The organism is Companilactobacillus nantensis DSM 16982, from assembly GCF_001435815.1.
In the GTDB taxonomy this organism is placed as follows: Bacteria; Bacillota; Bacilli; order Lactobacillales; family Lactobacillaceae; genus Companilactobacillus; species Companilactobacillus nantensis.
This window is the reverse complement of sequence record NZ_AZFV01000043.1, coordinates 1-14,860: the sequence shown is the minus strand read 5'-3', so window position 1 is coordinate 14,860 and position 14,860 is coordinate 1. Positions and strand designations below refer to the sequence as shown.

16 protein-coding genes are annotated in these 14,860 nt (G+C 35.0%); 6 read left to right on the top strand and 10 right to left on the bottom strand.

The annotated features are described in order from the left end of the window. Positions 1 to 30: 30 nt before the first annotated feature. Positions 31 to 1,011: a ribose-phosphate diphosphokinase gene (locus FD31_RS12765; protein WP_083483682.1), complete on the bottom strand. Its 981-nt coding sequence runs from the start codon at positions 1,009 to 1,011 to the stop codon at positions 31 to 33. A 14-nt stretch (positions 1,012 to 1,025) separates the two neighbouring features. Continuing rightward, complete coding sequence (locus tag FD31_RS12760) at positions 1,026 to 1,406, bottom strand: YueI family protein (RefSeq protein WP_057893167.1); 381 nt, start codon at positions 1,404 to 1,406, stop codon at positions 1,026 to 1,028. A gap of 120 nt (positions 1,407 to 1,526) precedes the next feature. Between FD31_RS12760 and FD31_RS12755 the strand changes: the two genes are divergently transcribed. Then, complete coding sequence (locus FD31_RS12755; RefSeq protein ID WP_057893166.1) at positions 1,527 to 1,766, top strand: hypothetical protein; 240 nt, start codon at positions 1,527 to 1,529, stop codon at positions 1,764 to 1,766. A 63-nt stretch (positions 1,767 to 1,829) separates the two neighbouring features. Here FD31_RS12755 and FD31_RS12750 read toward each other — a convergent pair whose 3' ends face one another. From FD31_RS12750 to FD31_RS12730, 5 genes are all read right to left on the bottom strand, one after another. Continuing rightward, positions 1,830 to 2,534 carry a hypothetical protein gene (locus FD31_RS12750; protein WP_057893165.1) on the bottom strand — a complete coding sequence of 235 codons (705 nt, stop codon included), beginning with the start codon at positions 2,532 to 2,534 and terminating at the stop codon, positions 1,830 to 1,832. Between the two features lie 192 nt (positions 2,535 to 2,726). Further along, complete coding sequence (locus FD31_RS12745; RefSeq protein WP_057893170.1) at positions 2,727 to 3,395, bottom strand: type 1 glutamine amidotransferase; 669 nt, start codon at positions 3,393 to 3,395, stop codon at positions 2,727 to 2,729. Positions 3,396 to 3,469: 74 nt separating this feature from the next. Next, a complete protein-coding gene (locus FD31_RS12740; protein WP_057893164.1) occupies positions 3,470 to 4,279 on the bottom strand; it encodes a MerR family transcriptional regulator in 810 nt (269 codons plus the stop codon). Continuing rightward, a complete protein-coding gene (locus tag FD31_RS12735; RefSeq protein ID WP_057893163.1) occupies positions 4,266 to 4,613 on the bottom strand; it encodes a nucleotide pyrophosphohydrolase in 348 nt (115 codons plus the stop codon). Before FD31_RS12735 ends, FD31_RS12740 begins: the two co-directional genes overlap by 14 nt. Before the next feature lies 1 nt (position 4,614). After that, positions 4,615 to 6,408, bottom strand: a complete 1,794-nt coding sequence (locus FD31_RS12730) for a DUF2075 domain-containing protein (RefSeq protein ID WP_057893162.1) — start codon at positions 6,406 to 6,408, stop codon at positions 4,615 to 4,617. 144 nt (positions 6,409 to 6,552) lie between these two features. Here FD31_RS12730 and FD31_RS12725 point away from each other — a divergent pair, with 144 nt between their 5' ends. After that, the gene (locus FD31_RS12725; RefSeq protein WP_057893161.1) at positions 6,553 to 7,374 is read left to right on the top strand and encodes a hypothetical protein; all 822 of its coding nucleotides are present in this window, start codon (positions 6,553 to 6,555) and stop codon (positions 7,372 to 7,374) included. Between the two features lie 80 nt (positions 7,375 to 7,454). On the opposite strand, the gene FD31_RS12720 is transcribed toward FD31_RS12725, so the two are convergent. Beyond that, the gene (locus FD31_RS12720) at positions 7,455 to 8,006 is read right to left on the bottom strand and encodes a PBECR4 domain-containing protein (RefSeq protein ID WP_057893160.1); all 552 of its coding nucleotides are present in this window, start codon (positions 8,004 to 8,006) and stop codon (positions 7,455 to 7,457) included. Positions 8,007 to 8,396: 390 nt separating this feature from the next. Beyond that, positions 8,397 to 9,347, bottom strand: coding sequence for a zinc-binding dehydrogenase (locus FD31_RS12715; RefSeq protein WP_057893159.1), 951 nt, complete (start codon positions 9,345 to 9,347; stop codon positions 8,397 to 8,399). 325 nt (positions 9,348 to 9,672) lie between these two features. On the opposite strand from FD31_RS12715, the gene FD31_RS12710 reads away from it, so the two are divergent. Continuing rightward, positions 9,673 to 10,395 carry a VIT1/CCC1 transporter family protein gene (locus tag FD31_RS12710; protein ID WP_083483681.1) on the top strand — a complete coding sequence of 241 codons (723 nt, stop codon included), beginning with the start codon at positions 9,673 to 9,675 and terminating at the stop codon, positions 10,393 to 10,395. 106 nt (positions 10,396 to 10,501) lie between these two features. On the opposite strand, the gene FD31_RS12705 is transcribed toward FD31_RS12710, so the two are convergent. Beyond that, the gene (locus FD31_RS12705; RefSeq protein WP_057893158.1) at positions 10,502 to 11,263 is read right to left on the bottom strand and encodes a glycosyltransferase family 2 protein; all 762 of its coding nucleotides are present in this window, start codon (positions 11,261 to 11,263) and stop codon (positions 10,502 to 10,504) included. Between the two features lie 67 nt (positions 11,264 to 11,330). Between FD31_RS12705 and FD31_RS12700 the strand changes: the two genes are divergently transcribed. The 3 genes from FD31_RS12700 (at position 11,331) to FD31_RS12690 (ending at position 14,825) form a co-directional block, all read left to right on the top strand. Continuing rightward, on the top strand, positions 11,331 to 12,089 hold the full coding sequence (locus tag FD31_RS12700) for a tyrosine-protein phosphatase (protein ID WP_057893157.1): 759 nt from the start codon (positions 11,331 to 11,333) through the stop codon (positions 12,087 to 12,089). Between the two features lie 923 nt (positions 12,090 to 13,012). Beyond that, entirely contained in the window at positions 13,013 to 14,209 is a 1,197-nt protein-coding gene (locus tag FD31_RS12695; RefSeq protein ID WP_057893156.1) for a sensor histidine kinase, read from the top strand. Continuing rightward, positions 14,202 to 14,825: a response regulator transcription factor gene (locus FD31_RS12690; RefSeq protein ID WP_057893155.1), complete on the top strand. Its 624-nt coding sequence runs from the start codon at positions 14,202 to 14,204 to the stop codon at positions 14,823 to 14,825. Before FD31_RS12695 ends, FD31_RS12690 begins: the two co-directional genes overlap by 8 nt. Positions 14,826 to 14,860: the final 35 nt, after the last annotated feature.

Genomic DNA, 14,860 nt, shown 5'->3' with positions numbered 1-14,860 from the left:
GTGGAGTTATGTCACAGCCCCTTAAGAAAATTATTTAATTTCTGTAAAGCTATCACGTACTTCAAACAATGAATCGATTGATTCATTCAATTCTGTCATACGGATGGCGTCACCGACTAGGTCTGTCACTGACAAAATCTTTAGCTTATCAAATTTACATTCGTCAGGAACAACGATTGAATCTGAAACTAAAACTTCCATCAAGATTGAGTTTTCTAGTCTCTTAGCAGCATCTTTAGAAAAGATTGGATGCGTTGCTGCAGCAGAAATAGTTTTGGCACCAGCTGCTTGAACAGCCTTAGCACTATTAACCATTCTTGTACCTGTATCGATCAAATCATCAACGATAACACATTGTTTACCTTCAACATCACCGATGATATCAGGAACAACTTCCTCATCTTCAGTTGATCTTTGGTCAACAATCGCAATTTGTGATCCAAATACTTCGGCTAAAGAACGCGCACGTTTAGTTGAATTGTGGTCAGGAGCTACGAAGACGAAATCATCAGGGTTCTTGATTTTCTTTTCGAAGTAACTGGCAAAGATAGGCATAGCACGTAAGTGGTCAACAGGGATATCAAAGAATCCTTGAATTTGATCAGCATGCATATCAAGTGCAATCACACGGTCAACGCTACCTAATTCCAACATGTTAGCAAATAGCTTAGCTGAGATAGGTTCTCTTGAACGAGACTTTCTATCTGAACGAGTATAAGCAAAGTATGGCAAGACACAAGTAATTGTCTCGGCACTAGCACGTCTTAATGCATCGACAGCAATCATCAATTCCATAAAGTTATCGTTAACTGGATCTGAAACTGAATGGATAATGTAAACGTCTCTTCCACGAATACTTTCATTGATTTGGATGTTAATTTCGCCATCACTAAAGTGTGAAACTGAAGCATCCAATAATGGAATTCCCATGTAGTCAGAAATTCTCTTAGCTAATGGTTTGTTACCATTTAAAGAAAGTAAAGCAATTTTATCTAATGAACTATTAGACATATTGTCCTCCAAAATTATATAAGCACTGGTCTATCAACAGGTTTACCCTCGTTAGCAATAACTAAGCCCATGTCATTGTCGGTCAATGGACGGTCTCGATTACGCATACCCGATTGTGAAACTATTGTAAACTTATACTTTAATTTTACACTCAAACGGAGGTAATTATCCAGTATATATGAATCTATTTTTCCATTTAAATACAGATGGTACCCTGGATATTTTTTCATAACGCTTTCAACCGTCGTCTGGTTATCTGGATTTTTAATTTGTGCAACTGTCAAAGCAATTGCCACGCGTTCCGCAAAGTTACCAAGAAACTTGTTCTTTTCATCCGGCTTTAATTGCGGCTTCCCAAATATATTATCTTTGATGTAGTCTTCAACATTAGTCATTTGTTACCCTCCATATGCCATAGTATAGCCGAGATGGCGTCGTAAGAAAAGAAAGACAAATGCTGCTTTATTTGCCAGCAAAAATGTATAATGATGATAAAGAGAAAGGATGTGTTACTTATGGACGAAATGGTATTTTTTAATCCCGGCGATGCAATTGCCAACTCAAAAGACTATGGCGAGGCAGTCCGTGGAGCACAAATTTATAAGGCTAAAGATCCCTATGAATCATCCCTAATTATTGCTGAGGATGTCAGCGACAAGAAGAGTTTTGCCGTTTACTTTGCTAAAGACGAAAAATCAGAAGTTAAAGATTCTGACAAGAGTGTTGTGCAATATCACTTGAAGAAAAAGATTTAATATATTAATAACTAAAAAAATAACAGACTTTATGCCTGTTATTTTTTTACTTTTTCTACATGTTTACATTTGTTCAATAAGAAGATTTTTGTTAATCATTTGGTCAATATCTGGACGTTTATTTGCTGGTACGTTGACCGCTCTACCTTTGGGCGTTATTTTACTAAATTTATCCAAACGATAAAGGAAGGTTTTATCTTCATCAATCAAGTACATCATGATGTAAAAATGATGATTATCGTAATGAATACTCAAGGGCACACCAATCTGCATTTTTGAATTATTTGCGCCATTAATGATTCCATTATATTTAAAAGCAATCGACCTCTTAGCTGTAATCCATTTTGAAAATTGCTCAACGCTTGAAAGAATTGAATTCTTAGCTGATGAAATATAACTTTCACCAATTGTTCCCAATAACATCTTAACTTTTGATTGATTTTCTGTAGCAACTAATCCGACTAATTTATTTATCACTTCTTTAAGTTCTTCTTTTGGCAGTGCCCGACTATCAACTAAAATCTTTGCAATAGCTAAAACTTCAGCTGAGTTAATACTGCCCTTATTAGTTACATAGTGTTTCTTTTGAACTGTATCGTAATGTAATCGGTGATCCTCATTAAAATATTCATTATCACGAATTGCTTCTAAATCTCGGTGAAAAGTCCGTTCTGATTTACCATAGAGTCTTCGATATCTATCTAAATCAAGTTTCTCTCCATGTAGCATACCCATTAATACGTTAACAACTCTTTCACTAGTGTTCATTTGTTCATCCCCATTTTCTGATACTTAGGATTCATCAAACGGCTTAATGATTAATCCTTATAACAGATTTCAGACTATCATCATGTCGCGACACATTATGTCTTTTGACGGGTATGAACAAAATTTCTCAAAAAAATATCAATTTAATTAGCAAAAACGACCCTGTTTATTAAAAACAGAGTCGTTTCTTATTTATTTCTCAATAATATAATCCAACAGTTTATAAAGTGTTTGTTTATTATCGTCAGAAATTTTTGTTTGTAAAATTTCTTCACTTGTCTGATTCAAAACTGAACCTTTTATGTAAGGAAAATCATTCACAACAATTTCTCGAACATTATCTTCTTTTGGTTCCAAATGGAATTGCAAACCAACGACACGATGATTCAAGATAAAGCCTTGGTTTTCCACCTTATCACTAGAGAACAACAATTGGGCTTGTTCTGGTACTTCAAACATTTCTTCATGCCAATGTAAAACATTTAACTCTTCAGGAATGTTAAGAAACTTTACATCTCGACGATAAACTGGTGCGAAACCAACTTCTTTGGCAGGTGATTTAGTAACTTGGTAACCCATCGTTTTAACAATTTGTTGAGCTCCATAACAAACACCAAAAATTGGCTTATCTTGATTCAACAATTCTTGAATCAACTCACGTTCTTGTTTAATCCAAGGAAGGTCGTCATTCGGACTCATTGGACCACCTAAGATTACGAGCATATCTGTTTCATCAGCGGTTGGTAAATAACCGAATTGATAAGGGTGATAGATGAACATTTCATAGCCATTTTTGTCTGACCAATCTTGAATCATCCCTGGTCCCTCATTAGGAGTATGTTGTAAAACGTTTATTCTCATAGGAATTCCTTTCACATCAACGGCAATGTTTGATTTGGGTATCGCCTGCAACTCCCCAAGATGAAATTATTATATCATGCCTCTTTCACAAAATATTCTAATCGGGAAAATTCGGTTCCACCATGCTCGGCTAAGACATCATCGCCACTATTCATCTGCCATAAATCCGCTGTAATTTGATAATTATTTTTACGACAAAAATCATGCAATTTTTCTAAGCCCTTACAAATACCTGACGTTGTACTCTCAACTTTAATAACGACATATTTTCCAGCAGGCTTTTCAATTTTAGGCATCGCCTTGCCACTATTATTAGTCGTTGATTCTTTGATTACTCGAAAACCAGCATCTGGATATAACTTTGCTTGTGAATCTGGCAAATCAGTTAAAAAGCCTGATTGTGAGCCGTCCATCAATGCCAAGGAGTCCAATTGTTGATAGAAATCGGAAAATAACTCGGCAACTTCTTCCTCAGTACAAGAGACCGATGCTTTGGAACACCAAAACTCAACACAGGGACGTTGAATCATAATTGGTTGATACAAATCCAACTTGTCATCAGTTTCTTGATTGAGTTTTTGCGCCACAACAGTTCTAATTTTAGACAATTCATCGATTTTTCCACTGATATTTTCTTGAACGTTCAACAATTCATCGACCACTTCCGTATCTTTAGTTGTCTGTAATTGCTTTACCTTTTTTAAGGAAATACCTAATTTAGTCAGCCCCAAAATAAATAACAGGTCGTACAACTGGTCGTAATCATAGTACCGATAGCCTGCAGCACTACGTTCTTTTGGTTGAAAAATCTTTTCTTCATCGTAGAAAATCAGGGTTCGACGAGTCGTATTGGCTAGTTTGGCCATTTCACTAATTTTTAGCATTTTTATTATCTAATTCGTTATATTTCAAATTTTTACCATAACTCTTCTCAACTGGATATTTTTCGCTATCTTTTTTTAGTTTTTCAGCCATAATTTCGTCAACATCTAATCCCAAATTATCAGCCATCATATATGAATAAATCAAAACATCGGCTAATTCTTCTTTCAATTCCGTTGGTTTCTTAGCCACAACATCTTCAGATTTTTTCCATTGAAATAATTCCAATAACTCTGATGCTTCCAAAGAAATTGAAATAGCTAAATCTTTTTCATTATGATATTGGCGCCAATCACGATCATCTCTAAATTTATTTACCTTATCCATTGTTGTCATCTTAAAGTATTCCTTTCTGTGCTTCTAAAAGTTTTTGTTGTAACTGGTCATCTACTGCATATAAATATAATCCATGTACTCCACGTGTTAATAACACATTCAATTCATTCTTTAATAAAGTATCAGAGGCATCCACTTTTTGACCTTCATAAGTTCTTCTTTGAGTGGCTTTACTATTTTGACTGCACTGTTTATCAAAAACAATCTTGCCATCACGATATTTTACAGAGGGACCAATAATTACTCCAGCATAGTTTAAATCAAAACCTTGAATCGTAAATGTGGAACCAACCTCCCCAATAGTTTGTTCTTGTTCAGCCCACGCCAAACTTTTATTGCGACGTTTTACTTCTTTTGTTTGCGGTAGTTGTAAATTCCAAGGCATTGAAAAATCACCGACTGTTACATTCCAATATTCACTATCGTTTGGTTTTTTCTTATCAATATATTTCCAATCAAACGTTGCTAAAAGTCTTGAGATACCGGCTTCTTCATTCAGCGACTTTTGTTTTAATACTTCATACAATTCTTGAGGTGAATCGAAAACGTGTAAATCATACTTATTATCAGCTGGAATATTTTTGATTCGTTGCTCATCCGTTAAGCTCCGAATCCAATCAACAGTCTTTTGGTTACCAGCAATTCGCAATTGATTGTGTAATTCGACAAAATTACCATCACTCATCGCATCAAGTGTCATTTGATTCAATTTATCGAGACCCCAATATTGCTCACGAGAAAGAATCTGATGCGGATCAAATACTGCCACAACGACACGCGCACACTTGAGTAAATCGTCTAACTGATTTTCACCGCGATAAGATTGTTTACCTTGCGTCCACAATAAATGAGCTTCATCAACTAACACAACATCAACCACTTTTTTGCCAAGATGATCATTAATAAACTTAGTTGGTTTTTCCACAATTTCTAAATTAGCCTTGGTCCGAATTCCTAATTTGTCAGCTATTTGGGTATAAACTTTTAGTTGTTGGTCGTGATTTACTAATAAATTTTGCGTTTTACCTCTTAAAATACTGTTATCACTCTCATTAGCCGACAACTGGGTTAATTCATAAAATAAATTACTTAAAAGGACTGTCTTGCCAGCCCCTGCTTCACCTTTTACCAAGATCAATTGACCAGTTCGATTCCGATTCAGAGCTTCTTCAATTTTCAAAATAATTGTATCTTTAGCTTCAATTTGTTCAGGCGTTAATTTATGGAAGGGCGAGGCTTTGAAAATAGCTGAATCTTGAATTACTGATAATAATGGAAATAATTGCTTATTTTTCTCCCTTAACTTCCGCCAAATCTTAATAAATATCGGATCAAGCTCATCAGACGTATAATATTCATCCTGTTGATTTGAGCGACCATTTTTAACCAGCTCCACCGCATCAACGCCCGTCATATAATGCATTAATTTGTTTTCAATATCCAAGGTCAATGACTTGTTGAAATGATCATGTCCAATCAAAAATATCTTCGAATTATTTGAATGTTCAACTTTTTGCCAAAAATTATCTGTTTTTGAATCATCCTGTAAATGCTCAGTCGTTCTACGTTTGATATTATTTGTTTCCCCAACATAAACTGAATATTTATCAGGCTTAATTTTGTCGTTAACAATGTATATTGTTGGATATCTCAATAGATATTTTGAGTTTTTATCTTGTTCAAAATTCTTCTCAAAATCTGTAATTGCCGCATTATCGTACGTAATTTCTCGAATGATGGGTGTCGATATTTTTTTCAAAGCCATTGTCCTCGCTATTTTAATCTCTCTGTTCATGATACATTCTCCTCTTTAGAAGCGAAAGCAGTTACCGGTAAAAATCTTTTTATCTAATTTCTTAATGCATGTCTTTATGCCATATTATGACACGAAGCAAATCTATAATTAAGACATTAAAAGATAACTACGGAGGCCATACTTATGGAAATGCATACAATAACCGTCAATAATGATCGTGCTTTTTTCTTTGCTTTACAAAAAGCCAATCGCAGTAAAAACCTAACTGAAACGATTGAACTAAAACCGGGCAAATATTTTGCTGATGCCGATAATATTTTCTTATCTATCAAAAAAAGCATTACTATCAAGGGTCTCTATGACAACGCTAAAGCCACTAACCTAAACTGTGCTTTTCTAATAGGAGCCGATACCACTTTGATTCTTGAAAATCTGACTATGAATTATTTTGGTGAAAAAAGTAATACCATTGCCCTCTATGATGGCGCTGAATTATATGGCAATAACATTATTGTTGATCGTACGATGGATCCAAACTCAAATTGGGACACGATTTATTGTAAAGATTCGACAATCTCACTAAAAAACTCGGAAATTTTAACCGACCCAATCCGTAATATCTGTGGCATATCACTCGAAAACAGCCAACTGATTGCTGTTAATTCCAACGTGAACGCTCCACTTTTCAAAAATTCCACTGTCTATCTAAAAGATACATTAACTTCATATTCTGTCGTTTTGAAAAATCATTCTAATTTATCATTTATAAACTTAGCAATCGATTCCACTCAAAATACTGAATTCAGTGATTTTTATATTGAAAATCAATCAACCGTCAATGGCGTAAATCTTAATTTCTCCAAAAAAGATTCTTTCGTTGACGTCATCGACAGCCATTTTGAAAACAATAACTTCGTTTCCGGTCTCGAAAATGTCCGTTGGCGTTTCACTGATAATTCAACTGTTATCGCTGATGGTGATGAACCATTTAATGACAATTTATAAAAGTAAAAAACGATTGCACTGAGAAAAATAATTTCTCGTGACAATCGTTTTTTTCGATAATTAAAGATAATATGAAAAAATCAAATCAGGTTTTCGATAAGAATTTTTTCTATCTTTTCGCCAGCAACTAGATGTTCATATTTCAAATTTAAAATAGATTTGGGGAAATATCTTTTACCATCCCATGAACATCCCAATCCAATGACAGCCGCGGATGAACGCAGAATATAATCATAACTACTAAAAATTTTTATGGTATTCCCTACTAACCTAGCCTTATCCTGAATCAACAAATCTCCCAAACATCCTATAACTTGTAATTTTCTATATGTATTCCCATCATTTTTGATTTTTACACAATTTCTCTTGAAGTTTAATGTTCCCCTTTTACAGTCTGAAAAGAAGCGTCCATTATTGTTATTATAATAATCTATCCCACACAGATGCATAAAATTGGATTTCCGACAGACTAATACTACAGTTCTCTTTTGAGTTTTATAAATCACCTTTTTATTTAAGAATTTTTTATCATATACAGCATACGCCTTAATAATATTACCTTTAAATCTATTCAATATTTCAATCTCGGATGCGGTTGCATAATGCATCGCCTCATCTTTATTTGTTCTCATGAATAAGCCTTTCATGCCACATATGTTTATTCCTAATCAATAAAAAAAAGCTACCAAAGATTGGCAGCTTTTAGACAGANAAAAAAAGCTACCAAAGATTGGCAGCTTTTAGACAGATTTAATTATGGTCCCAGCGACCCATACGCCCTTACGTCGTAGATTAATGTCTGGTTTAATTATGGTCCCAGCGACCCATAGGCTCTTATGTCCTAGATTGATGTCTGGTTTTATAGATGTCTGCCACATCTTTGATTATAAATATATTATACTGTGAACTCATATTGACTACAACGGTCTATAAAGTATAAAACGGCATTTTTATATTTATAACCTACATAAAATATAGCATGTTTCTATCCAACAATTTTACTTAATTGCTAAGTCATATCATTAGTCTGTTGTAACAATAACTTGTCCCATAGGACGATCATGTTTCATGATATATTCTTGAGCTGCTTGAATATCATCTAATTTAAACACTTTGGCAATTGGAATCGTCAAATGATTTTCATTAATCAGCTTAAACATTTCATTGATAATACCATCGTCAATGTCTACGCCATCAAAGGCAGTCACGTATTTTCCACCAATATTTTCAAATGGATCAAAATTCTTCCAAATCCATTCACCAGCAAGTAAACCAATCGTTGTATAGTAACCGCCACGGTTAACATGAGCTAACGAATCGCTGACAACTGGAGCACCCACCATATCAAGCAAACCATCATAAGATTTGTCAGTTTGCAACTTTCCATCTTGATCAATGACTACTTCATCAGCACCCATATCTAACAATGTCTGGCGACGTTCCTCACGACGAGTTGTTGCGGCAACTTTCAAGCCCATAGCTTTAGCCATAACCAAAGCAGCCATACCAACACCTGTTGTTCCACCACGGACTAACAAAGTTTGACCAGCCTGCAATTTAGTTGTCTTCAAAGCACCAAAAGCTGTATAGAATGTTTCGGGATAATTGGCAAATTCAGTCCAAGAACCATCAAATGTGACCGGGTGAATAATGTCATCTGGCACCAAAGCATACTCTTGTTCACTACCATCAAAAGCACGACCGAAACCACCGTTAACAACCATAATTTTTTGACCCTTAGTCAACTTAGTATTTTGAGAAGGTTCATAAACTTCCCCCACAGCTTCAACCCCAATAACTCGTGGAAATTTAACTGATGGCGAACCACCCTCACGTGTCAAAACTTCATAACGATGAACTGCAAAGGCCTTAATGTGGATAACCGTTTGATCCGCTGTAGCTTGAGGAATTGGACGCTCCTCAATCTTCAAAACTTCTGGACCACCAGCATGACTAATTACAACTGCTTTCATATTATTTATCTCCTCTATCTAAAATATTTCATATCTCTTAACAATTACTACTATAAACCGTAACGTAACGTGACAGTCAACAGTATTATTTATACTTTTTAATATTTCTGATTAAAGATATTTTTGAGGCAATTTTGGATTAAATATTCAGAAAACAAAGAACACCCTAGCCGGAAGGAGCAAGAAAAATTAGGTCGCTGTGGGGACCTAATTTTTCTTGCGACTGGAGGCGACATATTTTATAAATCCATTTATAAAGCACCCATCTAAAGCTATACTAAAAATCGTGTGATAATTACTAATTTTAAACAGAGGAGTTCTTTATATGAAAGATTTATCTGCCACAACAAGCGATTCGATGCCAAAGAATCTAATTCACAAGTTCCACCTATCCGAACAGCTTAATATCATCCGTGCCGGGGTGTTAGGAGCCAATGATGGAATAGTTTCCGTCGCCGGGATCGTTATTGGTGTCGCTGGAGCCCAACAAAGTCAAACTGCTCTATTCATTGCCGGAATATCGGGCATGTTTGCCGGAGCACTCTCAATGGGTGGTGGGGAATTTGTTTCTGTCAGTACCCAACGCGATACCCAAAAAACAATGACTCAATTACAAAATCTAAATATTGAAAATGATTACCAAGGCGAACTAGAAAATTTAACGCACCATTATGAAAACGAAGGTTTAACAACTGACCTAGCTCAAAAAGTTGCTAGTCAATTAATGAAAAATGACGCTTTAAATGTCACCTTAAAATCTAAATGCAATATCGAAGTTCAACATTATTTCAACCCTTGGAATGCAGCAATTTCTTCATTTTGTTCGTTCATCCTTGGTTCACTTTTACCATTATTATCAATTACTTTTATTCCCTATCCTTACAAGGTTTCTGGAACTATCGGTGCCGTTATTTTAGCACTAACTTGCACCGGTTACGTCAGTGCTTCTTTAGGAAACTCCAATCGCTTTAAGGGTATTTTGAGAAACTTATTAGTCGGCATAGCAACTATGTCTGTCACTTATTTAATCGGTGGTTCTTTAGGTTAATTTTTTCAAAGTTTCTTTGCAAGCATGACACCAAATGGAATGCTATCCTTAACTTGATGACATCAGGCAACAAAAAAAGCCAAGCATTCAGCTCAGCTTATTTACACTAAATTTCGTCTTTCTCATTGCGAGTGCTATCACGAATAGTCTTATAAACCTTCATCCTAGCAACACCAACATCACGAACATTTTCCATTGCGAACTTCTGCGTGATACTGCCTTTACGAGAAATATAATGATACAACGGAATATTATCGAAATAAAATTTTCGTGCAACCGTGGCATACTCAACGTTAAAAACTTGATCTTCCATTAAATCGAGATCAGTTTGAAAACCAAGATGATTGTCATCGATAATTGAGCGAACATAGGCTTTATTCCATGTGTAACCCATAACTGTTCCGGTCATCTTAATAATTTGTTTAACTGCCTCATCACGGCCAACAATGCTAGTCTGATGTTTAGCAATTTTATTTTTCACTTTGCCATTTTCGCTTTCATTGAAAAAGCCGCAAGTAACCATATCAACATCTTTATCATTAAAGATTTCCAAAAAATGATCAACGTAATTGGGCTCAACCCAATCATCGCCGTCGATAAAAGTTACTAACTCACCGTCAGCCATCGCAAGTCCGGTATTTCTCGATGCAGAGACCCCAGAATTTTGTGTATGGCAAACAACAGATATCCAATCATACTTTTTTTCATAAAGACGGATTATCTTCTGAGTTTGATCTGTAGAGCAGTCGTCCACAATAATTAGATTGAAATTCTGATTAGTTTGAGCAACTACTGAATCAATCGCGCTAGAAATGTAATTAGCTACATTATAAGCTGTCATAATAATTGAAAGTTTATTCTTCACCATAAATCACCTTAGTATTTATTTTACTTCTAATGACCTAAAATACGCAACGACTCGGGGAGGAGAAAAAATGAAACGCATATTAAATCTTGAAGGTGCCATAAATTTACGTGAACTTGGTGGATATCCCACTAAAGATGGTACGACAATTAAATATAATAAACTCTTACGTTCAGGGGATATAAGTAACTTAACAGGAAAATCTTTAGCTTACCTTAAAAAATACGGTTTAAAGTATGTTGTGGATTTCCGTTCCAATGATGAACAACGTAATTGGGCAGATACAACTTCTGATTTTTATAAAATTTATTCTGACCCCGTTTACCCACTCAAAGGTAATGGGGACAAGCTTGCTGGCATTCTAAATCGAAATAGTTATAACTATTTGGGTATGATTTATCAAAGCGTCGTCCTCGATACCCGTGGTCAACAAGCATATAAATTATTTTTTGATTTATTATTGCACAATGATCAACCCGATACTGCCCTACTTTTCCACTGTGCAGCCGGCAAGGATCGGACAGGTATCGGTGCCCTATTGATTCTCAAGGCTTTAGGCGTTGATGACGAAACGATTACCAAAGATTACTTGTTGACTAACCTAATGTACGAAAGTGATTACGAAATCGACAAGATTCTGAATGATAAATCAGGTAACCAGAGCGTAAATAAGATGAATATGAGTAAAGCTGACCTTGAAAGTATCACTTCAGTTTATGAAGCGATTGATCATTATTATGGTAGTTTTGAAAATTATCTGGATAAAGCATTAGATATTGATGCAGATAAATTGGCTAGATTAAAGGATATTTATACTACTAAGGATTAAAGTTTTTGGTAGTACGCCGCCTTTGTGAGCAAGAAATTTAGGCTGCTGTGGGGACCGGTTCGAGCCAAGGTCTCGAACCTCGATTTTGAACTTCGCACAAATCGCGAATTTCAAAACTCGTCCCGTGGTGTAATGGCTAAAGCCATAACGCCACCTGCACTGCTGCCTAAATTCTTGCTCACAAAGGCTATTTCATTAATTATTTCAAGTGTAATTAGCAACCAAATTTAATCTTTATTACATCTATCTTAAATTGAATAAATATCAATTTGTCAGTTTCAAATCCAATAATAACTTGGAATTGAAACTATTTTTTCTTTCAATTTTTAGTTAACAACTTAAATTCCATTTTGTTAATCTATTACTTTCAAACACGAACTCTTCCGAAACCAATTTAACCAACAACTGAACTAGTCGGAAGAGCGGAGAAAAGATTAACTGGCTGTGAAAGTGGCGTTAGTGCTTTAGCTCTTACACCACCGGGCGTGTTTGGAGACTCGTGTACTTTGTGAGGCTTCAAACCGAGACCTGAGACCTTGGCTCAGGTCGGTCCGCATAGCCAGTTAATCTTTTCTCCGCTCTGGAGACGGCTTACAACGAGTACATATTTATAAATAATAATCACCCAGTTAATATCTAGTTATATCAAACTAGGTTGGCAATGAGAATTCCAAATTAGTTATAATTATTGTGCAGAGGGGGCAATCTCACCTCTTACAAAAAATCCAGCTTGTTCCCTCTGTCATTACCAATTTGTACCATTCCCATACCTTACAGTTTGACTAATACAAAACCAACAATCGTTTCCCTCATACATCTTCCCAGTGTATGAGGTTTTTTTGTGTCCTTAAAAATAGTATCCTTGTAATACCTGTTATGGGAAATTTAAAATAAAAATACGTCTTATCTAAAAGGAAAACAAAATGCATTTTAAAAACAATGCTGGTTTCTATCTAAGGCTAATTTCTTTATTGATCGTTATTTTAGAAATAGCTGTCTATAATCTCAATACTCCTATCAAAATTTTACTTCTAGGAATTGCCATATTTGTTACACTTGCTGAATGTCTCTTATTCAGCCCTTGGAGTAGACATCCCAGCGACAAATTTACTGAGTACTTCAGTTATTTTGTCTTTATAATCCTAGGAATCATTCAAATATTTATCAAACAATCTTTTCTAGTTATCTATTATTACGTCTTGATTGTGACAACTGCTGAATATACGGTTAAACAAAATCCTAAGCCCAAGCACATTATCATTATTCAATTTATCATTTACTTCTGCTACTTCGTCATTCCTCGTTCATTGAAACTCAACTATCATTCTTGGGTCGGTTATGTTCAACTAGTTCTAGCGCCTTACAACGTTCAGTTTTGGAGTACTTACTTTATTTCCTATCTTTATTTGAATTTGATTGCCAAAAATAATGCTATTGATAGTTTAAACAAAGAATTGATTAATAAAGTTGATCAACTTCAAGACTATTCCAGCAAAATCAAAGAATTAACTTTAATCGAAGAACGTCAGCGTATTTCACAAAATTTGCACGATATGTTAGGGCATTCGCTGATTGGCCTAAGATTACATTTAGATGCCTTAAATCAAGTTATTGATACTAATCCGGAAAAGTCTCATCAAATTCTTGATAAATCTAAAGATATTATCGACCACAGTTTAGTTGAACTGCGAGAAACAGTTAATGAACTCAAAGAAACTAAAGAATTAGCTGATTTACAAAGTGCCCTGGATGAATTGAAAAATGCCATTTCCGTTTCTGAAGAAGTCAAAGTCGATTTGAAAACATATTTTGATGTAAATAAACTGGATATTACCGTGAAAGATTTAATTTATAAAACATGTCAGGAATTTATTACTAATAGTATTAAACACGGTCACAGTTCCTTAATCACTATTAAATTACGGCTAATTAACAGTGAAATGACTTTTAACCTCAGTAATAACGGCGCAGATGCTAAAAATATCGTAGCTTCTAACGGTATCAATGGTATTAAACATCGTGTAGAAAAACTAAACGGTCAAGTTAACTTTTCTAACAACGACCCAAGTGGTTTCAAAACTGATATCACAATTCCGATTGGAGAAAATATAAATGATTAAAATGATAATTGCCGATGATCAAGCTATTGTTCGTGAGGGATTAAGTTTAGTTCTCGGTTTCGATGAAGAAATTGAAATAGTTTTTCAAGCCAAAAACGGTCAAGAAGCTGTTGACTATTTAGCTGATAATAAATGTGATATCGTCTTGATGGATATTAAAATGCCGGTTCTAAATGGTGTTGAAGCAACTAAAATCATTCATCAAAAATATCCTGATGTTAAAATTTTAGTATTAACAACCTTTAATGACTATGAATATATTTTTCAAGCTTTAAAAAATGGCGCCAATGGTTATCTATTAAAAGATACTGATGGCAAAGAATTAATCGCCGATATCAAAAAAGTTTATAACAATGAATCCATCATCGGCAACCAAATCAGTGATAGCCTAGTAGCCGGATTGCAAAACAATTCACAGCAAGACATGATTGCTTCCTTAACACCCAGAGAACTGGAAATAGCTAGAGCCATCGCCGACGGCAAAAGCAACAAAGAAATCAGTGCCATCCTCTTTTTATCAGAAGGAACCGTTAAAAACTACGTAACTAATATTTTCGAAAAGTTACAATTAAGTAACCGGACCGAAGTTGCACTCTTCATGAAAAAGTATGACTAAAGATAAACACCATGACGTTTACCCAAAAAGTTAGA